The organism is Streptomyces sp. NBC_00654, assembly GCF_026341775.1.
Taxonomy (GTDB): Bacteria; Actinomycetota; Actinomycetes; order Streptomycetales; family Streptomycetaceae; genus Streptomyces.
The window spans coordinates 2410907-2432663 of sequence record NZ_JAPEOB010000001.1; the positions used below are offsets into that span (position 1 = coordinate 2410907).

Sequence of the window (21757 nt, forward strand, 5' to 3'; positions counted from 1 at the left end):
CGGGCAGGCTTCAGTGCACAGAGATATGTGCACAGAGCAGTGTGTACGTCATGGCAGACAGGCCCGGCGGTACCGAGATCACCGAACTGGCGGCGCTCAAGGCGCTCGCCCAGCCGCGACGTCGGCAGATCCTTCAGCACCTCACCCTGCACGGTCCGGCGACATCCGCGAGTCTGGCCCGGGACCTCGGGCTGAACACCGGGGCCACCAGCTATCACCTGCGTGAACTGGCCCGGTACGGGTTCGTGGAGGAGACCGGCCCCGAGGACCCCGGGCCCCGGGGGGTGACGGCGTCCCGGAGTGCGGAGGAAGCAGGCTCCGGGACGGAGGACCTCGCGGCCCGCCGCCGCAGATGGTGGCGGGCGATTCCGGGCGACCGGCGGTTCCCGCCCCGGTCCCGCCAGAACCCCGAGACACGGCTCGTCATGGACGAGCTCAACCGCCAGACGTACGCGGAGGATCTCGCGCTCTTCGAGCGGCTTCAGCGCGATGCCCCGGAGCGGGAGGAGCCGGCACAGCGGGAAGAGCGGGAGCGACGGGGCGCGCAGGGAGCGCCTGACGTGGACGAGTGGGCCGATGCCTTCGCGTACTCGCGTGGTTCCCTCCGGCTGACCCTCCCCGAACTCCGCGAGTTCTTCGAGGAGTACATCGCCCTGATGAACCGCTACAAGCGGCCCGAGGGCGACAGCCCGGCCGCGTCCCGCACGGTCCACACCCGCCTGCTCGCCTTCCCGGACCCAGGCTCCCCTGCCCCCGGCTCCCCTGCCCCCGCCGCCCCTGCCCCCGCCCTCCGGGCCCCCGCTTTCACGGACAACCGAACAGAGACGGACGCATGATGATGCTGCGCTACGCACTCCAGACGATCCGGGACCGGAAAGGGGGTTTCCTCGGCGCTCTGCTGGCCCTGATGTGTGCCGCCGCACTCATCACCGCCTGCGGCACGCTCCTGGAGACCGGTCTGCGCGGAAGGATCACCACCGAGCGTTACGCGGCCGCCCCGCTGGTCGTCTCGGCCGACCAGAACGTCCATCGGACCACCGTCAAGCACAAGGGCAACGGGAAGACCAAGACCAAGCACAAGGCGAAGCCTGTCGCCGAGCGCGCCTGGCTGCCCGCCGCCACCGCCGACCGTTTGCGCGCGGTCGAAGGGGTCCACCGAGTGGTTCCCGAGCTCACGTTCCTCGCCGAGCCCCTGGCAGGCGGTACGAAGTCAGCGTCGGCCGACCGGCCTTCGTACGGCCACTCCTGGACCTCTGCTCCTCTCACGCCGTTCGCGCTCGTCGTGGGCAGGGCTCCCTCGTCGGCCGATGACGTGGTGATCGACCGCGGGCTGGCCGAGCGGGCCGGGCTCACGGCGGGGGACCGGCTGACCGTGCAGTCCACCGGTACCCCGCGCCCGTACCGGGTCAGCGGAATCGCCGCTCCCGCACTGTCAGGAGCAGGAGCAGGAGCAGGAGCAGGAGCAGGAGCAGGAGCAGGCACGGGCACGGGCACGGGCACAGACGCGGGCGCGGGTGCTGACCTCACGCACCAGACCTCGCTCTTCTTCACCGATGCCGAGGCCCGGCGGCTCGCCGCCCGTCCCGGCCGGGTGGCCGCCCTCGGTGTGATCCCCGTAGCCGGCACGGATCTCGGACGGCTGGAACAGCGGGTCGAGGAGGCGCTGAGCGGCACGACGGCACAGGTCTCCACGGGGGACGACCGGGGTCCGGTCGAGTTCCTGAACGCCGCAGGGGCACGTATCAAGCTCATCTCCATGGGCGGGGCGATGGGCGGAACCGCGCTCCTGGTCGCCGTTCTCGTGGTCGTCGGTACGTTCGCACTCTCCATCCAGCAGCGTCACCGTGAGCTGGCACTGCTGCGTGCCATCGCCGCCACTCCCCGTCAGGTCCGCCGGCTGCTCGGCCGCGAAGCGCTGCTGGTGGGTGCCGTCGCCGGGGTGATGGGAGCACTCGCCGGGCTGCCGCTCGCCGCATGGCTGCACGGCCGGTTCATCGGTCTGGGCGCCGTTCCCGCCTCGTTGGAACGCACCCCCGGTGTCTTCCCGGCCCTTGCCGCGGTGGCCGTCACCCTGGTCGGTTCCTGGGCGGCGGCCCGGATCTCCGGCCGCCGGATCTCCCGTATCCGGCCGGCCGAGGCCATGGCCGAGTCCGAGACCGGGCCGGACCGTCCGGCGTGGGGACGTATCGCGGCGGGCCTGGCGCTGCTGGTGGGCGGCCTCGTCCTCGTCGCCGTGCTGGGGATCCTGCGCACCGAGGCCGCCTCGACCCCCGTCACCTTCCTCGCCGTGGTCGTCCTGGCCACCGCCGTGTCCCTGCTGGGCCCGCTCCTGGTCAGGTCGGCGGCCGCGCTGCTCGCAGGGCCGCTGCGGTCGGCGGGGCCGGGCGGAGCCCTTGCCACCGCCAACCTGCGCGGTCATGCCGCCCGGATGGCCGCGGTTGTCACCCCGCTCACCCTGCTCATCGGGATGACCTGCACCGTTCTCTTCCTCCAGCCGACCCTTGACTCCGCCGCCCGTACCCAGGCCCGCGAAGGCACCCGTGCCGCCGCCGTCGTGGTCGGGCAGGGCCCCGGCATCCCGTCCGCGGCCGCCGAGAAGATCCGGACGACACCCGGGGTCGTGGCCGCCACCGAAGTCGTACGCACCACCGTGCGGGTCGGCCTGGACAAGTACACGGTTCAGGGCGTCACCCCGGCGGGTCTCAGCAGCACCTGGGATCCCGATGTCACCCGCGGTTCGCTCGCGGACTTCACGGCCGGCGCCGACAGCGCGGCGATCAGCGAACTGGCCGCCGACCGGCTGGGCCTGGGCCCCGGTGACGTACTGAGGCTGCACCTCGGCGACGGCACCCCGGCCACGTTCACGGTCGCCGCCGTGTACGCCAGGGGGCTGGGCTTCGGCGATCTGACCCTGCCCCACGACCCGGTCGCCCGGCACATGGACAACCCGCTGGCCACCACCGTCCTGGTCGCCTCGGACCTGGCCCGCGACGAACTCGCCGCCGAGGTGGCGAGGTTCACGGAGTTCCCCGGGCTCGCCGTCCTCGCACCGACGGCCGTCGACCGGCTCCAGGCCGACCGGCAGCAGGCGAACGCCGAGGTCAACTATCTGGCCATGGGCCTCGTGCTCGCCTTCACCGCCATCGCCGTCGTGAACACCCTCGCCATGTCCGTCTCCGAACGCATCAGGGAGTTCGCGATGCTCCGGCTGGCCGGGGCGACCCGCCGCCAAGTGCTGCGGATGCTCCGGATCGAAGCCCTGGCGGTACTGCTGCTGGCGGCGGTCCTCGGTACCGGCATCGCCCTGGCCGTACTGACCGCGTTCAGCGTCGGGATGACCGGCGGTGCGGCGCCCGCTGTGCTTCCTCTCGTGTACGCGGCCGTGGTGGGAGCGGCGGCTCTGATGGCCCTGGTCGCCACCGCTCTCCCCGGCCGGATGGCGCTCAGGACCCGCCCGGTGGAGGTCGCCGCGTCACGGAGGTAGCGACCCGGTCCACCCCGTCCACCGCGCGGTATCGGGCGCCGGCTAGGGACTTCGCTGTTCGAGGGCTTCCGGTCGGACGTCGACCGGGAGCCCTCGCGCGCGCCATGCCTGGAACCCGCCGATCAGGTCGGTGGCCCGGTGCAGCCCCAACTGCCGCAGGGAGGCGACGGCGAGACTGGACGCGTACCCCTCGTCGCAGATCACCACGATCCGCAGGTCGTGGCTGACCGCCTCCGCCGCGCGGTGGCTTCCCCGCGGGTCGAGCCGCCACTCCAGCTCGTTGCGCTCGACGATCAGCGCGCCCGGAATGAGGCCGTCCTTCTCCCGCAGCGCCGCGTAGCGGATGTCCACCAGCAGTGCCCCGTCGGACGCGGCGTCCGCCGCCTCCTGCGGGCCGATCCGGTCGTAGCCGGCCCTGACCCGCTCCAGCAGTTCGTCGATGCCCACCCGTTCGGCACCATCGACGGCATCGTCGCTCACTGCCAGTCCTCCGGACGTTCGGTCTGCTCCAGCCGGAGGACCGCGCCGCTCCGGCTGTACCTGCGGATCCGCGGCAGTGGCGGGTAGTACGCGTGCACCGAGACGGCATGCTGGTCGGCGGACTCGTTGAGCACCTCGTGCACATGGTGCTGCCCGAAGGCCCGGCCCTGACCTGCCGGCAACTGCCGTGAGCGGTCCACCCCTTCGCTCAGTTCCAGGGTCTTCCAGCCGTCGGTGGGCAGCCGCGCCGCCAGCGAGTGCTCCTTGAGCGTGCCCGACGCGGTGGTGAAGGCCCCGATGGACTCGGCGTGGTCGTGCCACCCGGTGCCCGAGCCGGGGGGCCAGCCGATGAGCCAGGCCTCGCTGCCGCCGGGCCCGTCGAGCCGTACCCAGGTGCGGCCCTCGGGGTCGAGCGGGAGGGAGGCGATGAGGTCCGCGTCCTGAGCGGTACGGCGCACGAATTCGAGCAGTTCCGCGACGTTGGGACCGGCTGGGGTTCCGGAGGCTACGGAGGAGGCCGCGGCCACGGAGGCACCAGGAGGAACAGAGGCACCAGGGGAAGGAAAGGCACCCGGGGAAGCAGGGGCACCAGAGGCACCAGGGGAGGCAGAAGCAGCCGGGGAAGCAGAAGCAGCCGGGGCAGCGGACACACCCGGGGACACAGAAGGAGAAGTTGCAGACACAGGGACCGTCCTGAGAGTTCGCGCGAAGGCACGGCCGCGCGGAGAACCAGCACGGACCGGCGGAGAAAGGCGATTCAGCAGGACGGGCGACACACGCAGCCCGCGTAACGGACGAGGTCCATATGGACCCTCCGCCACAGGCGCACATCGGTGTCGGTCATGATCTGGAGTACACCATGTGCGCCCGTGAGGGTCAATTGATGCCCGCGGTCCGGTCGGAGCGAAGGGAGTCCGGGCGTACGGCGTCGGAGCGAACGAGCTCGGAGCCGCCCGCCTTCGCGGGACCGGCCCCGTCCTCCCCGCCGGCGGCGGCCGAGCCGGTACGCCCCGTCCCGCCCCGTACGGCGTCCGCCGCGGCGGACAGTTCCGCCGGCCGCACTCCGCCGAAGGACGCCACCAGATGTCCGTCCGGCCTGACGAGCAGCACGCTGTGGGCCGAGGCGCCCGGGTAGCTCTCGGCCACCAGCAGTTCGCCCTTCATCGGCAGTGCCTCCACCGCCTCCGCCAGCCGTGGCATGACGCCCGCGGTCAGCCAGTGACGCCGGTCCCACACACCGGTACCCGGCGCGATCAGGATCACCAGCAGCCGCCCCCGCCCCATTCGTTCGCGCAGGGGCACGGTCTTTCCGTCCGGCGCGGTCACCCGTACATCGGCGACCGGCGCACCGAGGGGCGTGCCCACCGGGGTGTGTGCGTCAGTGCGCGGAGGCGCGAGGGGGGAGTGCGTGTACGAAGGGGGCGCGCCCAGCGGTCCGCATCCCAGATGACCGTCGGCGAGCAGGCTGTCCTGCCCGCGTGCGCCCCCGGGCACCAGCGTCCGCAGCCCCCCGCCGCCGCGCAGTATCGGCAGGGACTGGTCCGCGGCGCGCAGCCGCGCCGCGACGGCGGCCCTGCGCTCGGCCTGATAGCTGTCCAGCAGCAGCTCACCGGCGCTGTGGTGCCAGGCCTGGGTGAGCTTCCAGGCGAGGTTCTCGGCGTCCCGGAGTCCCTCGTCCAGGCCCTGGGTGCCCAGCGCTCCCAGCAGGTGCGCGGCGTCCCCGGCCAGGAAGGCCCGCTTCTCCCGCCAGCGCAGGGCGAGCCGGTGGTGCAGGGTGTACACGCCGGTGTCCAGCAGGTCGTACGCGGGTGTCTCGCCGCACCAGCCCGCCAGGGTGTCCCGGATCCGGGTGATCAGGGCGTCGGGGGTGACCAGCTCGCCACGCGGCGGGAGGAGCCAGTCCAGCCGCCAGACGTCGTCCGGCAGCGGTCGCGCGGTCACCTCGGCGCCCCCGGTCCGCCACGGCGGCAGCCGGTGCAGCACGGCCCGGCCGGGCCACGGGAGTTCGACCCGCAGGGCGGCGACGGCGTGCCGTTCCACCGCCGTACGACCGGGAAACCTGATGTCCAGCAGCTTGCGCACGGTGGACCGTGCGCCGTCGCAGCCGACCAGATAACTCCCGCGCCACCAGGTCGAACCGGGCTCCCTGGTGTGCACCGTGACCCCGTCCGGGTCCTGCTCCAGTGTGTCGATCCGGCTGAGCGGTACCAGCCGCACCAGGTCCTGCGCGGTGACCGCTTCCCGCAGGCCGCGGGTGAGGTCGTGCTGCGGGAGGTGGACCGGGGCGGGCAGCCCCGTGCCGCCCTCCTCCTCGCCCAGCGGCACATCGCGTACCAGTTGCTTGCGCCGCATCGAACGCCAGCCGGTCCACCGCAGGCCCGCCTCGTCCAGGAGGGGCCCGGCGAGCCGTTCCACCAGGCCGGCGGTGTCCTCGCGGAGCACGATCGTGCGGGCCGGGCGCGGCTCCTCCTTGCCCGGTCCTTCGTCGAGGACGACGGAGGGGACACCCTGCGCGGCGAGGGCGAGCGACAGCGTCAGACCGACGGGTCCGGCGCCGACCACGATCACCGGGTCCACGGCGCGTGCCCTCCGGCCCGTACGGTTGTGCGGAACGTGGCGGTGGAAGCCGGGTACGTGATCACAGAACGTATGCAACCCACTGGGGGTGCGTGCGTCAAGTGACCGAGGCAGCGACGCGTGCGCCGCTGCCTCGAATGCTCCTGGTGGAACGGGTCAGTTCTTCGCCACACCGGTCCCGTCGGCCCCGTCGGACCCGTCGGTACTGCTCTTACCCGGGGCTTCGGCGGAGCCTGCGCCCCCTGCGCCCCCCGTGCCGCCGGGCGCGGTGAGAACGTCCGCGGTCCCGGTGGCGGCCACGACCGGGATGCCGGTCTTGGCGCGCCGTCCGCGCTTCTCGATCCAGGTGGCGAGCGCCGACAGCAGCAGACACATCGCGACGTAGATGGTGCCGATCACGGCGATCGTCGAGACGTACGGGTACTGGCCGTTGACCTGAGTGTTGGACGCGATCAGCCGGGCCGTCTGGAGCAGCTCCGGGTACAGGATGATGAAGCCCAGCGAGGTGTCCTTGAGGGTCACCACGAGCTGGCCGATGATCGTGGGCAGCATGGCCCGGACGGCCTGCGGAATCAGCACGCTGACCATGACCTGCGTCTTGCTCATGCCCAGGGCGTACGCCGCTTCGCTCTGCCCCTTGGGCACCGAGTTGATGCCGGCCCGCAGCACCTCGGCCTGCACACAGCCGTTGTAGACGGACAGGCCGAGCGCCAGGGCCCACATCGAGTAGTCGGTGAGGAACCCGACCCAGATGGCGTAGATGGTGATCAGCAGCGGGATCGAGCGGAACAGTTCGATGAACGTGGTGGCCACCCAGCGGACCGGCCTGTGGTCCGAGAGCCGGGCGACGGCGAGCACCACACCCAGGATCAGCGAGCCGATCGCGGCCAGACCGAAGGCCTTCAGCGTGGCGACCAGGGAGTCGGCGATGTTCTGCCGGATGCCCGTGTAGTTGAAGATGTCCCACATCTCGGGGGCCAGATGCCCCTTGTCGGACAGCCGCACGATGCTGACGCCCAGCAGCGCCAGGATGGCGAGAGTGCCGATGACCGCGTAGATCCGGTTGCGTACGGCGGCCTTGGGTCCCGGTGCGTCGTAGAGAACGCTGGCGCTCATCGGGCGACCTCCATGCGACGCTCCAGCAGCCGGAACAGGCCGCTGATGACAAAGGTGACGACCAGGTAGCCCAGGGCCACCCAGATGAAGACGGGAGCGATCTCGTAACCCCGGTCACTCATCAGCTTCTGCCAGCCGAACAGCTCGGTGACACTGAAGGCGCCCGCGATCGCGGAGTTCTTCGTGAGCGCGATGAAGATGCTGCTCAGCGGCGGGATCACGGTCCGCGTGGCCTGCGGGAGCACGACGATCCGCAGCGTCTGGGCGAACGTCATCCCGATGGAGCGCGCGGCCTCGGCCTGTCCCAGCGGCACGGTGTTGATGCCCGAGCGGACCGCCTCGCAGACGAACGACGAGGTGTAGAAGCCGAGCGCCAGCGAGCCGAGCAGGAACGGACTCATGCCGGGGAAGAGGATCTCCGGGACGACGAAGAAGAAGATCAGGAAGAGCAGGGTCAGCGGGGTGTTGCGCAGCAGCGTCACCCAGGCGGTGCCGAAGAACCGCAGCGGCGGCACGGGCGAGACCCGGAATCCGGCGATGGCGACACCGAGAACCAGGGCGATAACCGAGCTGACGGCGGTGATCGACACTGTTCCTATGAAGCCGTCGCGGAACTCTGGGAAATTGTCGAGCAGTACGTTCATGAGGTCTCCGCGTCGGCGGTCAGCGGCATCAGGGCAGGGGAAGGGGCGCCCCGTACGCACACCGTGCCCGGCGGGAGCGGCAGCGGTGGCGTACGGGACGCTTCGGTCACGGGCGCGGCGTCGGTCTCGGACGCACGCACGGCATCAGTGACGGGACGTCGGCGGCCGGACGGCCTCGGCGGCAGGGCCGCCTTCGGCCGCGGCTGCGCGTCAGTAGCGCTCGATGGCCGGCGGCTCGGTGTAGTCCGAACCGGACAGACCCAGCGTCGCCTCGTAGATCTTCTTGTACGTACCGTCCTTGACGTGCGCCTCCAGCGACTTGTTGATCGCCTCGCGCAGAGCCTTGTCGTCCTTGTTCATGCCGACGCCGTAGGGCTCGTCGGTGAACGGCTCACCGACGACCCTGAGCTTGCCGGAGTTGGCGGCGGCGTAGCCCTTGAGGATCGAGTCATCGGTGGTGACGGCGTCGATCTGCTTGGTCAGCAGCTGCTGCACGCAGTCCGAGTACTTGGCGAGCTCGACGACGCTCGCACCGTACTCCGGCTTCTTGATCTCCTGGAGGGGAGTGGAGCCGACGATCGAGCAGACCTTCTTGCCCTTCACCGAATCCTTGCCGGTGATGGACTTCTCGTCCTTGCGCACCAGCAGGTCGGCGCCGGCCTTGTAGTACGGACCCGCGAAGCCGACCTGCTTCTTGCGCTCGTCGTTGATCGTGTACGTACCGACGAAGTAGTCGACCTGGCCCTTGGAGATCGCCGTCTCGCGGATGCCGGAGTCGACCGTCTTCCACTCGATCTGCTTGGCGGAGAAGCCGAGGTCGGCGGCGATCATCTTGGCGATCTCGATGTCGAAGCCGGAGCGCTCCTTGGTCGACTGGTCCTCGAAGCCCAGGTACGGCTGGTCGGCCTTGGCGCCGATGACCAGCTTGCCGCGCTTCTTGGCCTCCTTGAAGACCGGGGAGTCCAGGTCGACACCCGTCGCGACGGTGTACGTCGGCAGCTCGGGGGCGTTGGAGGCGCCGGGCTTGGTCCCGGACGGCTTGTCACCGGCCGAGCCCTCCTTGCCACCACACGCGGTCGCGGTCAGGGCGAGCACGGCGATGGCCGCGACGGCGGCCGACTTGCGGAGCTTCATCTGAACATTCCTTATGTCGTGGGTCGTTGTCGTCAGTGGTGAAGGATCTTCGACAGGAAGTCCTTGGCCCGGTCGCTGCGCGGATTGCTGAAGAACTGGTCGGGCGAGGCCTCTTCGACGATCTTCCCGTCCGCCATGAAGACGACACGGTTGGCGGCGGAACGGGCGAAGCCCATCTCGTGGGTGACGACGATCATCGTCATCCCGTCCCGGGCCAGTTGCTGCATGACTTCGAGGACCTCGTTGATCATCTCCGGGTCGAGCGCCGAAGTGGGCTCGTCGAAGAGCATGACCTTGGGGTCCATCGCCAACGCCCGTGCGATCGCGACGCGTTGCTGCTGACCGCCGGAGAGCTGCGCCGGGTACTTGTCGGCCTGCACTCCGACGCCCACCCGGTCGAGCAGGGTGCGGGCCTTCTCCTCCGCGGCCTTCCTGTCGGTCCTGCGGACCTTGGTCTGGCCCAGCATGACGTTCTCCAGCACGGTCTTGTGCGCGAAGAGATTGAACGACTGGAAGACCATGCCCACATCGGCGCGCAGCCGGGCCAGCTCCTTGCCCTCCTGGGGCAGCGGCTTGCCGTCGATCGAGATCGCGCCCGAGTCGATCGTCTCCAAGCGGTTGATGGTGCGGCACAGCGTGGACTTGCCGGACCCGGAGGGCCCGATGACGACCACGACCTCGCCACGGGCGATGGTCAGGTCGATGTCCTGGAGCACATGCAGCGCGCCGAAGTGCTTGTTGACGTTGCTCAGTACGACAAGGTCGTTCGCCGCAGGGGCGGCATCCTCGGCGGCCTTGGTCACTGAAACTCCGCTCATCGGCTTCTTGCTCCGTCCTCCTCGGTTGGCAAGGACACTAGTGACGCAGTGCGACCAGCGTCATTACATCTGAGCGGAAATTGAGCATAACGATCCGGCGGCAACCGGACACTCCGTGTGAACGGGACGCCCGGAGCGCGGCCGGGGCGTACCGGGTGCATAACGGAAACCCTGCTGTAACCGGTGGGCCCTTGACTGGCGTGCCCGTCATCGGAGTGGATGCCCTGAGGGGAACGGACGTGAAACGCCGCTGAACGGGAAGTCTCACGGAGACCACGCGGAGTGAAACGCCATGTATCGCCATGTAACAGCACGTAACGCCATGCGACATCCGTACGTGGCGCAGAGCCCCGCGGTACCCGGGGGGACGGAGAGGAGGGGCATGAGACTTCTGCTCGTCGAGGACGACGATCACGTCGCGGCGGCCCTGTCCGCCGTGCTCGCCCGGCACGGCTTCCGTGTGGTGCACGCACGCAACGGCGAGGAGGCGCTGCGCGCGCTGCTCCCGGCCGAGAAGGAGCCCTTCGGGGTCATCCTCCTGGACCTCGGGCTGCCCGATCAGGACGGCTACGAGGTCTGTGGCAAGATCCGCAAGCGGACCTCGACCCCGGTGATCATGGTGACCGCGCGCGCCGATGTGCGCTCGCGCATCCACGGGCTCAACCTCGGCGCCGACGACTATGTCGTCAAGCCCTACGACACCGGCGAACTGCTCGCCCGTATCCACGCGGTCGCCCGGCGCACCCTGCCCGGCGAGGACACCGCGCCCACCCCCGTCGCCGCGCTGCGGCTCGGGCCGGTCCATATCGAGCTGCCGACCCGCAGGGTCAGCGTCGGCGGGGACGAAGTCCAGCTCACCCGCAAGGAGTTCGACCTCCTCGCGCTCCTCGCCCAGCGGCCCGGTGTGGTGTTCCGCCGGGAACAGATCATCAGCGAGGTGTGGCGCACCAGCTGGGAGGGGACGGGGCGCACGCTGGAAGTGCATGTCGCCTCCCTGCGCTCCAAGCTGCGGCTGCCCGCACTGATCGAGACCGTGCGGGGCGTCGGCTACCGGCTCGTCTCGCCGTCCGCGTAGGGGCGTACGTTCCCGGTGCACACCCGCCTGCTTCCGCTGCTCATCATTCTCATGGCGGCCGTTCTGCTCGCACTGGGCTTCCCGCTCGCCGTCAGCGTGGCCGCCGCCGAGCAGCAGCGCGTCGTCATCGACCGGATCGACGACACGGCACGGTTCGCCGCGCTGGCGCAGTTCGTCAGTGAGCCCATGCCGGGCAACGACGAACGCAGACGCACCCTCCAGACGGAACTGGAGGCGTACGACTCCGTGTACGGGATCCGGGTGGGCGTCTTCTACCGGGACGACAGACCGCTGGCGAAGGCCCCGTCCGGCTGGAGCCTGCCCGCCGCGGGGGAGGGGCGGGAGGCGTTCAAGGAGGCTCTGCTCGGCCGCCGCTCCCACGATCCGCCCCAGGTGTGGCCCTGGCAGACCGGCCGGATCGTCGTCGCCTCGCCCGTCGTACGGGACGGCGATGTCGTCGCCGTCGTCGTCATCGACTCACCCACCGATGGGATGCGGTCCCGGACGCTGCACGGCTGGCTGCTGATCGCGCTGGGCGAGGGACTCGCGATGCTGGTCGCGGTCGGCGCGGCCTTCCGGCTCACGGGCTGGGTGCTGCTGCCCGTGCGGATCCTGGACGCGGCCACCCACGACATCGCCGTCGGCCGCATGCGTTCACGGGTCGCGGCATCCGGCGGACCGCCGGAACTCAGACGCCTGGCCCGCTCGTTCAACGAGATGGCCGACAACGTCGAGGACGTGCTGGAGCAGCAGCGCGCCTTCGTCGCCGACGCCTCGCACCAACTGCGCAACCCACTGGCCGCGCTGCTGCTGCGCATCGAGCTCCTCGCCCTCGAACTCCCCGAGGGGAACGAGGAGATCGCCTCGGTGCGTACGGAGGGCAAGCGCCTGGCACAGGTCCTCGACGACCTCCTCGGCCTCGCGCTGGCCGAGCACACGGAGGCCGACCTCAAGCTCACCGACCTCGGAGCGCTCACGGCGGAGCGGGTCGCCTCCTGGCGCCCGGTCGCGGACGAGAAGGGCGTCGTCCTGGCGCTCGACGGTGCGGCGGCGGTCACCGCGTGGGCGGACCCCATCGCCCTCTCCAGCGCCCTCGACGCCGTGATCGACAACGCCCTGAAGTTCACGCCGCCGGGCGAGGACGTACGCGTCACGGTCGCCGCCGGCGCCGCCCGCGCGACGGTCGTGGTCGCCGACCGGGGACCGGGGCTGACCGAGCAGGAACTGGAGCGCATCGGCGACCGTTTCTGGCGCAGCAACCGCCACCAGAACGTCAAGGGGTCCGGCCTCGGGCTGTCCATCACACGAGTGCTGCTCGCGGCGGGCGACAGCTCGATCTCCTACGCCCGGAACGAGCCGCACGGGCTGTGCGTGACGGTGTCGGTGCCGCGGAACCTCCCGCACGGCTGAGCGGCCGCGACCACAACCGCATGCGCGCGGGCGCTCAGGGCTTGACGGAGCGGTAGTAGCGCCCGGCCCCTTCGTGCAGGGGGAGCGGGTCGGTGTAGATCGCCGTCCGGAGGTCCACCAGCTGGGCCGCGTGCACCTCGCGCCCGATCCGGTCCCTGCTGTTGATCACGGTCCGGGTGAAGGCCTCGGTCATCGCCGGATCCGTACGGTCGGTGGTGACCAGCAGATTGGCGACGGCCACCGTGGGCACCGACTGTCCCTGCTGCGCGTTCAGATAGGCGTCGCCGGGCATCACCGCCGAGCGGTAGAAGCGGGTGGGCCCGCCCGCCGCCTGGAGCTTCGCGATCAGCGGATCCTCCAGCGGCACCAGCCGGACGGTGTACCGCTCCGACAGCTCCTGCACCGCGCTGGTCGGCAGACCCCCCGACCAGAAGAACGCGTCGAGCAGGCCCTCCGTCAGCCGGGTCGGCATCGTGTCGATCCCGGCCGGCACGGGCGTGATGCCGGACGCCGGATCGATGCCCGCGGCCTTCATCAGCCGGTCGGCGACCAGCCGGACCCCCGACCCCTGCTGCCCCACCCCGACCCGCTTGCCCCGCAGATCGGCGACCTTGCGCACCTCGGAGTCCCGGGGCACGACCAGCTGGATGTAGTCGTCGTACAGCCGGACACAGCCGCGCAGCCGCTGCGAGCCGGGCTTGCCGTCCCGCAGATAGGTGGCGACGGCATCGGCGGTGGCGATGGTGAAGTCGGCCTTCCCCGTCGCGACCCGTTCGAGGTTCTGCTGCGAGCCCTCGCTGGTCCGCAGCTGTATGGACACCTCGGGCATGTCCTTGGCCAGCGCTCCTTCGAGCCGCTCGCCGTACCGCTGGTAGACGCCGCTGGGCACGCCCGTGGAGAAGGTCAGAGAGCCGCTCGGCGCCGTTTCCCCCAGCGGGAGCACCCACCACAGCAGCAGCCCGAGAACGACCGCGAGAGCGGCGCCCGCCTGAACGGTGCGTCGTCGGCAGAATCGGGACAGGGCGTGGAGCATGGCCGCGATCCTGCCAGCTCACACCCCTGCTGGCCAGGCCCGGGGCCCGCGGCGGGGAGTGCCGGGCCGTCCCCGCGGCGGCCGTGGCGGGGAGGTGCGGGGGGAGGGACGGAGGGAGGCGCGCCACAACCGCCTACCCTTGTCGCATGAGCAGCGGCAACCGGAGCGAAGCAGTGGACGTCAAGAAAAGCTACGAGGTGCGCACCTACGGGTGCCAGATGAACGTTCACGACTCCGAACGGCTGTCGGGCCTCCTGGAGGACGCCGGCTACGTACGCGCACCCGAGGGTTCCGACGGTGACGCCGACGTCGTCGTCTTCAACACCTGTGCGGTACGGGAGAACGCCGACAACAAGCTCTACGGCAACCTCGGCCGGCTCGCCCCGATGAAGACCAAGCGGCCCGGGATGCAGATCGCGGTGGGCGGCTGCCTCGCGCAGAAGGACCGCGACACGATTGTCGAGCGGGCCCCCTGGGTGGACGTCGTCTTCGGCACGCACAACATCGGCAAGCTGCCGGTGCTGCTGGAGCGCGCCCGTATCCAGGAGGAGGCGCAGATCGAGATCGCCGAATCCCTGGAGGCGTTCCCCTCCACGCTCCCCACCCGCCGCGAGTCCGCCTACGCGGCGTGGGTCTCCATCTCCGTCGGCTGCAACAACACCTGCACCTTCTGTATCGTCCCCGCGCTGCGCGGCAAGGAGAAGGACCGCCGGACCGGCGACATCCTGGCCGAGATCGAGGCACTCGTCGCCGAGGGCGTGTCCGAGATCACCCTGCTCGGCCAGAACGTGAACGCCTACGGCTCCGACATCGGCGACCGCGAGGCCTTCTCCAAACTGCTGCGCGCCTGCGGACGGATCGAGGGCCTGGAGCGGGTGCGCTTCACCTCGCCGCACCCGCGCGACTTCACCGACGACGTCATCGCCGCGATGGCCGAGACCCCGAACGTGATGCCGCAGCTCCACATGCCGATGCAGTCGGGCTCCGACACGGTCCTGAAGGCGATGCGGCGCTCGTACCGGCAGGAGCGCTTCCTCGGGATCATCGAGAAGGTGCGCGCGGCGATGCCGGACGCCGCCATCTCCACCGACATCATCGTGGGCTTCCCCGGCGAGACCGAGGAGGACTTCCAGCAGACGATGCACGCCGTGCGCGAGGCCCGCTTCGCGAACGCCTTCACCTTCCAGTACTCCAAGCGGCCCGGGACCCCGGCCGCCGACATGGAGGGCCAGATCCCCAAGGAGGTCGTGCAGGAGCGCTACATGCGTCTGTCCGCACTCCAGGAGGAGATCTCCTGGGAGGAGAACAAGAAGCAGGTCGGCCGCACCCTGGACGTCATGGTCGCCGAGGGCGAGGGCCGCAAGGACGGTGCCACCCACCGTCTCTCCGGCCGCGCCCCCGACAACCGCCTCGTCCACTTCACCAAGCCCTCCGGGGCGGTCCGCCCCGGAGACGTGGTGACCGTCGAGATCACCTATGCCGCCCCGCACCACCTGCTGGCGGAAGGCACCCCGCTGGGCGTGCGCAGCACGCGCGCGGGGGACGCCTGGGAGAAGCGCGCCACGGCCGCGGTATCCCGGCCCGCCGGTGTGATGCTCGGCCTGCCGGGCATCGGTGCCCCGGCACCGCTCCCGGCCGCGGCGACTCCCGGCTGCGGCGGCGTCTGACACCTCGGCGCCCGGCGCCCCGGCGGGCTCCTCACCCGCTGCCGCGCCGGAGACCGCGGTACCCGGCGCGGCGCCCCGCAGTACGCTGACCGGCATGCTTGTCGCCGCCGCCGTGTGCCCCTGCCCGCCTCTCCTGGTGCCCGAGGTCGCCGCCGGAGCCGCTCCCGAGCTCGATGCCGCGCGGACCGCGTGCCTCGACGCCCTGGGTGTGCTCGCCGCCTCCCGCCCCGATCTGCTGGTCGTGGTCGGCCCCGCGGGCGAGGAGGGGCGCGGACGGCACCTGGAGGGCGCTGTCGGCTCCTTCGGAGGCTTCGGGGTCGAACTGGGCGTACGCCTGGGCGTGGCACCCGTGACGGGGCCTGTGGGCGAGTCCTGGCCGGACGCCGCGTCCCGGCCGCTGCCGTTCTCCCTGGCCGTCGGCGCATGGCTGCTGGACCGGGCGCGGTGGGCCGGTGCGCCCGTCGAAGGACTCGGCGTGGCGGAGACCCTGAGCGGGGAACGCTGCGCGGTGGCGGGCCGGGAACTGGCGGCCGGCGCCGACCGCGTCGCGCTCCTGGTGATGGGCGACGGCAGTGCCTGCCGCACGCTGAAGGCGCCGGGATATCTGGACGAGCGGGCCGCGGGGTTCGACGCGCGGACGGCGGCGGCACTGGGCGCCGCGGATCTCGCCGTGCTCCGCGCGCTCGACGAGCCGCTCGCGTACGAACTGAAGGCGGCGGGCCGCGCCCCCTGGCAGGTCCTCGCGGGCGCCGCCGAGGGCACGGGCCTGGGCGGCCGGCTCCTGTACGAGGACGCCCCGTACGGCGTCGGCTACACCGTCGCCGCCTGGTCGTGAGCCCGCGGTGAACCGGCACCGCCCCCGCCGCCGGCGGTGAGGCGGTGGGCGCACACGCCGGACGGCCGCGGAGCACGGTCGCTCCACGGCCGTCCGGCACCGCGCTCGATCACCTCCGGCCCGGCCCCGTCAGGACCGGACGCCCCTCACTGCCGGGCGCCGGAGCGTGCCCCGGATCAGGAAGCGGGCGGCTTGTTGCCCTCGTCCTTGTGGCCCAGGCGGTCCACCGCGTCCTTCGCCTTCTGCGTACCGGACACGATCTTGTCGCTGTACTTGCCCTTGGTCTTCTCATCCACTGTGCGCGCGGCCTTGTCCAGGCCCTGTTCGATCTTTCCCCCGTGCTGCTGCGCGAGGTCACCGACCTTGTCCTTGGCCGGAGCCAGCTTGGCCTTGAGGTTGTCCAGGAAACCCATGGGGCACCTTCCGTGCGGAGTGGACTGTCTGTGCGAGTGCTCTCTCCCACCCCATTGTCCGTTACCGCCGATTTTATTGGGAAGCGCGGGCGACAGCGCTGTTTCGGGCGCCGTTCGGTACGTTCGGGAAGCAGCCGTACATTTGCGAGACTGTGGCGGTGACAAGTCCCGCTTCAGCCCCCCGCGTCATCACCGTCGTCGGCCCCACCGCAGCCGGAAAGTCTGATCTGGGCGTGTTCCTCGCCCAGCAGCTCGACGGTGAAGTGGTCAACGCCGACTCCATGCAGCTCTACCGCGGTATGGACATCGGCACCGCCAAACTGACGCTTCCCGAACGCGGCGGTGTGGAGCACCGCCTGCTGGACATCTGGGACGTCACCGAGGCCGCCAGCGTCGCCGAGTACCAGCGGCTGGCCCGGCTGGAGATCGACCGTCTGCTCGCCGAAGGCCGTACCCCCGTCCTCGTCGGCGGATCCGGCCTCTATGTGAAGGGCGCCATCGACGCCCTGGAGTTCCCGGGCACGGATCCCGAGGTGCGGGCCCGGCTGGAGCGGGAACTCGCCGACAGCGGCTCCGGCGCGCTGCACGCCCGGCTGGCCGCCGCGGACCCCGACGCAGCCCGCGCCATCCTGCCGAGCAACGGACGCCGCATCGTCCGCGCCCTCGAAGTCATCGAGATCACCGGCAAGCCCTTCACGGCCAACCTCCCCGGGAGCGAGGCGGTCTACGACGCCGTGCAGATCGGCGTCGACGTCGACCGCCCGGAACTGGACGAGCGCATCACCGTGCGCGTCGACCGGATGTGGGAGGCGGGCCTGGTGGACGAGGTACGCGCCCTGGAGGCCGAAGGGCTGCGCGAAGGGCTCACGGCCTCCCGTGCGCTCGGCTATCAGCAGGTGCTCGCGGCCCTCGCCGGACAGTGCACCGAGGACGAGGCGCGGGCCGAGACCGTGCGCGCCACCAAACGCTTCGCGCGCCGTCAGGACTCCTGGTTTCGACGCGACCCGCGTGTGCAATGGCTCAGTGGTGCGCAGGCACAGCGCGGGGAACTCCCGCACCGCGCGCTGACGTTGGTCGAACGAGCGGTTACAGCCTGATCACGTGATGGCATCGGGAAGCTCCGGCCGTCATTTCGGCACCCGTGGGCGTGCCATCATCGAGCATCGATCGACCAGTCCGAGTTGGGAGGGCGCGTGGCGATGGAGGCCGGCCCTCGCGACACAGAACGAGACGCACCGGATGCGCGGCACACTGCGGGACCACTGAGCCCCGACGGGCCCGATGAGCACGACGTCACCCCCGAGGTGGAGGTCGAGCTCCGCCCGGCGCGCCGACTGCGGATCTGGCAGCTCGCACCGATCGTCATCCTGGCCACCGTCGGCTCCCTGATGTTCGCCTTCCCGCTCGCCTTCGAGTTCGGCGGCGGCGGCGCGGTGGTCGCCATGCTGGGGCTTCTGATCAGCTGCTGCGCGGCCGGCTGGGGCATGATGGCGGCCCGCCGCGTCGGCTACACCTGGCCCGGCCTGCCGGCCAGGGGCAGCGGTGAGCGCCCCGACTGGCGCGTGCTCGCCCTGTACGTCGCCGTGTGCGCCGCACTGGTCGCGCTGGCCGTCTGGCGCGTGGACCGCCTCCGCTGACGGGGACCGGCCGTCCGGCGGGGCAGCCACCGCCCGGCCCGTCCCCGGTTTCGCGGGCTGTCGGCGCCGCCTCGTACAGTTGCCCTGTGAGCACCTCGCAGATCGCCTTCCTCAAGGGCCACGGCACGGACAACGACTTCGTGATCGTTCCCGACGCGGACAACACCGTCGCCCTGCCCCCGGCCGTCGTCGCCCGGCTCTGTGACCGCCGGGGCGGTATCGGCGGCGACGGACTGCTGCACGCCGTACGCTCCGCGGCGCACCCCGAGGCGCGGGCGATGGCGGACGAGGCCGAGTGGTTCATGGACTACCGCAACGCGGACGGTTCGATCGCCGAGATGTGCGGCAACGGCGTACGGGTCTTCGCCCGCTACCTCCAGCGCGCCGGGCTCGTCGAGGAGGGCGATCTCGCCGTCGCGACCCGCGGCGGAGTCAAGCGGGTCCACCTCGCCAAGGGCGCCGACATCACGGTCTCCATGGGACGCGCCCTGCTGCCGGACGAGGGCGTCACCGTCACCGTCGACGGCCGCAGCTGGGAAGCCCGCAACGTCAACATGGGCAATCCGCACGCCGTCGCGTTCGTCGACGACCTCGCGCACGCCGGGGAGCTGCGCTCCGTACCGCCGTTCAGCCCGGCGGCCGTCTACCCCGACGGGGTCAACATCGAGTTCGTCGTCGACCGGGGACCGCGTCACGTCGCGATGCGCGTCCACGAGCGCGGTTCGGGAGAGACCCGCTCCTGCGGCACCGGCGCGTGCGCCGTCGCGGTCGCCGCGGCCCGCCGGGACGGCGCGGACCCCGCGCTGACCGGCCTGGCCGTCACGTACACGGTGGATCTGCCCGGCGGCACCCTGGTCATCACCGAGTACCCGGACGGCGGGATCGAGATGACCGGCCCCGCGGTGATCGTCGCCGAAGGCGTCATCGATCCGGCCTGGCTCGCATCGGCGACCGGCTGAGGGACAGCCCTCGACGGCTGTCCCGTCATCCCTGGCGGACCAGCCCTCAGGTCCGCCCCGGCGCCCCTCCCGCGTCGGCCGGACACCCGGCGGGAGTTCCGGGACACGCCGACGGCTTCGCTCGAATGGGTGATCCGTTTCACGCTCGGCGAGAGCCGGACTGTGCCACGTGGTGGGGTCGGTAGCATCAAGCACCGGCCCGGAGACGCATCCGTGTCTTCTCACCGCCGGCCGACGTTGCCGGAGGCGCCCCCATGAGTGCAGAGGCCACCAATCCAGGTGCTCCCCTTCGCAAACGGGGCCGTCCCCGCATCGATCTGCGCCGGCTGGGCCGGGTGGCACTGCTGGGGCCCGTCTCCCGCGACCGGCTGCCCGCCGCCATCGGCCATGTCGCCGAGGCCCATCGCGCCCACCACCCGGACGCCGACCTCACCATCCTGCACAAGGCCTATGTCCTGGCGGAGTCCTCCCACCGGGGCCAGATGCGCAAGAGCGGCGAGCCGTACATCACCCACCCGCTCGCCGTCACGCTGATCCTCGCCGAACTGGGCGCCGAGACCACGACCCTGACCGCGTCACTCCTCCACGACACCGTGGAGGACACCGAGGTGACACTCGACCAGGTGCGCCAGCAGTTCGGCGAAGAGGTCTGCTACCTCGTCGACGGCGTCACCAAACTCGAAAAGGTCGACTACGGCGCGGCCGCCGAACCCGAGACGTTCCGCAAGATGCTCGTCGCCACCGGCAACGACGTCCGGGTCATGTCGATCAAGCTCGCCGACCGGCTGCACAACATGCGCACGCTCGGGGTGATGCGTCCCGAGAAGCAGGCCAGGATCGCCAAGGTCACCCGCGACGTGCTCATCCCGCTCGCCGAACGCCTGGGTGTGCAGGCGCTCAAGACCGAACTCGAAGACCTCGTCTTCGCGATCCTGCACCCGGACGAATACGCGCGCACCCGGGCCCTGACCGCCGCCGGGGGAGCCGGGGACGATCTGCTCGGCACCATGGCCGACAGCGTCAGGACCACGCTGCGGGAGGCCGGCATCACCGCCGAAGTCCTGATCAGACCCCGGCATCTGGTCTCCCTGCACCGGGCCGGGATCAAACGCGGAGAACTGCGGGGCACCGACTTCGGGCGGCTGCTCGTCCTGGTCGCCGAGGACGCCGACTGCTACGCCGTACTCGGCGAACTGCACACCTGCCTCACCCCGGTGATCTCCGAGTTCAAGGACTTCATCGCAGCCCCCAAGTTCAACCTGTACCAGTCGCTGCACACCGCGGTCGTCGGTCCGGACGGCGCGGTCGCCGAAGTCCTCATCCGTACGCACCAGATGCACAAGGTCGCCGAGGCCGGCGTCGTCGCCCTCGGCAATCCGTACACCACGGACGGCGCCACCGCGGCGCAGCAGGCCGAACAGGCGGACGGCGAGCGCGCCGACCCGACGCGGCCCGGCTGGCTCTCCAGGCTCCTCGACTGGCAGGAGTCGGCCCCGGACCCCGACACCTTCTGGCGGACCCTGCGTGCCGACCTGGCCCAGGACCGCGAGATCACGGTGTTCCGCACCGACGGGGGAACGCTCGGCCTCCCCGCCGGGGCCAGTTGTGTGGACGCCGCGTACGCGCAGTACGGCGAGGACGCGCACGGCTGCATCGGTGCCCGGGTCAACGGCCGCCTCGCCACACTCAGTACGGTTCTCAGCGACGGCGACACCGTGCAGCCGCTGCTCACCGAGGACGCCGCGTCGGGCCCCTCGCCGGACTGGCTCGACCACGCCCGCACCCCGGCCGCCCGGATCGCGATCACCGGCTGGCTCGACGCCCACCCGGACGCGGTCCGGATCCCCGACGCCACGCGGTCCGGCGGACCGGGGCCCCAGCCCGCCGAGCCCGCGACCGGCGCCCTGGAGAACGCGGCGAGCGGGCGGACCAGGAACGCCGCCCGCACGGCCGGCGTCCTGCTGGACGGGCCGGACGCCCCCGTACGCCTGGCCGGCTGCTGCACTCCGGTGCCCCCGGACGGGATCACCGGATTCCTCGTACGCGGCGGCGCCGTCACCGTGCACCGCCAGGAGTGCCCGGCCGTGGCCCGGATGCGGGCGATCGGCCGCGCACCGGTCACGGCCCGCTGGGACGGGACGGGCGACTGGGGCGACGGCTCGGAATGCCGGGTCACCCTGGTCGCCGAGTCCTTCGGACGCCCCCGGCTGCTCGCCGACCTCACCGAGGCGATCGCGACGGCCGACGCGGCGATCGTCTCCGCCACCGTCGAACCGCCCAGCGAACAGCGGGTCCGGCACACCTACACCCTCCAGCTCCCGGACGCCGCAGGTCTTCCCGCCCTCATGCGCGCCATGCGCGATGTCGCCGGGGTATACGACGTGAGCCGCGCCCAGCATCCGGCCGCCACGGGCTGACGGGTTCCGTCCACCGCGTTCCGGCCCCGGACGGGTTGACCTCGTTCGGGTGGTGCGG

General features: G+C 71.3%; 21 protein-coding genes. 10 read left to right on the top strand and 11 right to left on the bottom strand.

Going from position 1 to position 21757, the window contains the following annotated elements:
- The first annotated feature begins 50 nt into the window (after positions 1–50).
- Positions 51–836 carry a helix-turn-helix transcriptional regulator gene (locus tag OHA98_RS10455; RefSeq protein WP_266924537.1) on the top strand — a complete coding sequence of 262 codons (786 nt, stop codon included), beginning with the start codon at positions 51–53 and terminating at the stop codon, positions 834–836.
- A complete protein-coding gene (locus tag OHA98_RS10460) occupies positions 836–3484 on the top strand; it encodes an FtsX-like permease family protein (protein ID WP_266927846.1) in 2649 nt (882 codons plus the stop codon). The genes OHA98_RS10455 and OHA98_RS10460 overlap by 1 nt, the downstream gene beginning before the upstream one ends.
- A 42-nt stretch (positions 3485–3526) precedes the next feature.
- Here OHA98_RS10460 and OHA98_RS10465 read toward each other — a convergent pair whose 3' ends face one another.
- The 9 genes from OHA98_RS10465 to OHA98_RS10500 all read right to left on the bottom strand — a co-directional run bounded on the left by OHA98_RS10465 (position 3527) and on the right by OHA98_RS10500 (position 10253).
- A complete protein-coding gene (locus tag OHA98_RS10465) occupies positions 3527–3964 on the bottom strand; it encodes a rhodanese-like domain-containing protein (protein WP_266924539.1) in 438 nt (145 codons plus the stop codon).
- On the bottom strand, positions 3961–4491 hold the full coding sequence (locus tag OHA98_RS10470) for a cysteine dioxygenase (RefSeq protein WP_266924541.1): 531 nt from the start codon (positions 4489–4491) through the stop codon (positions 3961–3963). The genes OHA98_RS10465 and OHA98_RS10470 overlap by 4 nt, the downstream gene beginning before the upstream one ends.
- A 230-nt stretch (positions 4492–4721) precedes the next feature.
- Entirely contained in the window at positions 4722–4808 is an 87-nt protein-coding gene (locus OHA98_RS42875; protein ID WP_311605579.1) for a putative leader peptide, read from the bottom strand.
- Positions 4809–4840: 32 nt separating this feature from the next.
- Positions 4841–6541 (bottom strand): FAD-dependent monooxygenase, encoded by a 1701-nt coding sequence (locus OHA98_RS10475; protein ID WP_266924543.1) that lies wholly within the window; start codon positions 6539–6541, stop codon positions 4841–4843.
- Between the two features lie 156 nt (positions 6542–6697).
- On the bottom strand, positions 6698–7657 hold the full coding sequence (locus OHA98_RS10480; RefSeq protein WP_266924545.1) for an amino acid ABC transporter permease: 960 nt from the start codon (positions 7655–7657) through the stop codon (positions 6698–6700).
- Positions 7654–8301 carry an amino acid ABC transporter permease gene (locus OHA98_RS10485; protein WP_266924547.1) on the bottom strand — a complete coding sequence of 216 codons (648 nt, stop codon included), beginning with the start codon at positions 8299–8301 and terminating at the stop codon, positions 7654–7656. The genes OHA98_RS10480 and OHA98_RS10485 overlap by 4 nt, the downstream gene beginning before the upstream one ends.
- Positions 8298–8441 (bottom strand): hypothetical protein, encoded by a 144-nt coding sequence (locus tag OHA98_RS10490; RefSeq protein ID WP_266924549.1) that lies wholly within the window; start codon positions 8439–8441, stop codon positions 8298–8300. Before OHA98_RS10490 ends, OHA98_RS10485 begins: the two co-directional genes overlap by 4 nt.
- A gap of 70 nt (positions 8442–8511) precedes the next feature.
- Positions 8512–9435, bottom strand: a complete 924-nt coding sequence (locus OHA98_RS10495) for a glutamate ABC transporter substrate-binding protein (RefSeq protein ID WP_266924551.1) — start codon at positions 9433–9435, stop codon at positions 8512–8514.
- A gap of 32 nt (positions 9436–9467) precedes the next feature.
- Positions 9468–10253: an amino acid ABC transporter ATP-binding protein gene (locus OHA98_RS10500; protein ID WP_266924553.1), complete on the bottom strand. Its 786-nt coding sequence runs from the start codon at positions 10251–10253 to the stop codon at positions 9468–9470.
- A 382-nt stretch (positions 10254–10635) separates the two neighbouring features.
- Here OHA98_RS10500 and OHA98_RS10505 point away from each other — a divergent pair, with 382 nt between their 5' ends.
- Complete coding sequence (locus tag OHA98_RS10505; RefSeq protein ID WP_266924555.1) at positions 10636–11328, top strand: response regulator transcription factor; 693 nt, start codon at positions 10636–10638, stop codon at positions 11326–11328.
- 15 nt (positions 11329–11343) lie between these two features.
- Positions 11344–12738, top strand: coding sequence for a HAMP domain-containing sensor histidine kinase (locus OHA98_RS10510; protein WP_266924557.1), 1395 nt, complete (start codon positions 11344–11346; stop codon positions 12736–12738).
- Between the two features lie 34 nt (positions 12739–12772).
- Here the strand turns inward: OHA98_RS10510 and OHA98_RS10515 are convergent, their stop codons facing one another.
- Positions 12773–13771, bottom strand: coding sequence for a TAXI family TRAP transporter solute-binding subunit (locus OHA98_RS10515; protein WP_266924559.1), 999 nt, complete (start codon positions 13769–13771; stop codon positions 12773–12775).
- Positions 13772–13917: 146 nt separating this feature from the next.
- Here OHA98_RS10515 and miaB point away from each other — a divergent pair, with 146 nt between their 5' ends.
- Positions 13918–15438, top strand: a complete 1521-nt coding sequence (gene miaB, locus OHA98_RS10520; RefSeq protein WP_266924561.1) for a tRNA (N6-isopentenyl adenosine(37)-C2)-methylthiotransferase MiaB — start codon at positions 13918–13920, stop codon at positions 15436–15438.
- Between the two features lie 94 nt (positions 15439–15532).
- Entirely contained in the window at positions 15533–16273 is a 741-nt protein-coding gene (locus tag OHA98_RS10525; protein WP_266924563.1) for a class III extradiol dioxygenase subunit B-like domain-containing protein, read from the top strand.
- 176 nt (positions 16274–16449) lie between these two features.
- Here OHA98_RS10525 and OHA98_RS10530 read toward each other — a convergent pair whose 3' ends face one another.
- On the bottom strand, positions 16450–16686 hold the full coding sequence (locus OHA98_RS10530) for an antitoxin (RefSeq protein ID WP_266924564.1): 237 nt from the start codon (positions 16684–16686) through the stop codon (positions 16450–16452).
- Positions 16687–16844: 158 nt separating this feature from the next.
- Between OHA98_RS10530 and miaA the strand changes: the two genes are divergently transcribed.
- From miaA to OHA98_RS10550, 4 genes are all read left to right on the top strand, one after another.
- The gene (gene miaA, locus OHA98_RS10535; RefSeq protein WP_266924566.1) at positions 16845–17783 is read left to right on the top strand and encodes a tRNA (adenosine(37)-N6)-dimethylallyltransferase MiaA; all 939 of its coding nucleotides are present in this window, start codon (positions 16845–16847) and stop codon (positions 17781–17783) included.
- A 102-nt stretch (positions 17784–17885) separates the two neighbouring features.
- Positions 17886–18323 carry a hypothetical protein gene (locus OHA98_RS10540; protein WP_266927847.1) on the top strand — a complete coding sequence of 146 codons (438 nt, stop codon included), beginning with the start codon at positions 17886–17888 and terminating at the stop codon, positions 18321–18323.
- 86 nt (positions 18324–18409) lie between these two features.
- Positions 18410–19282, top strand: coding sequence for a diaminopimelate epimerase (gene dapF / locus OHA98_RS10545; protein WP_266924568.1), 873 nt, complete (start codon positions 18410–18412; stop codon positions 19280–19282).
- A gap of 254 nt (positions 19283–19536) precedes the next feature.
- On the top strand, positions 19537–21699 hold the full coding sequence (locus tag OHA98_RS10550; protein WP_266924569.1) for a bifunctional (p)ppGpp synthetase/guanosine-3',5'-bis(diphosphate) 3'-pyrophosphohydrolase: 2163 nt from the start codon (positions 19537–19539) through the stop codon (positions 21697–21699).
- The last annotated feature ends 58 nt before the right edge of the window (positions 21700–21757 follow it).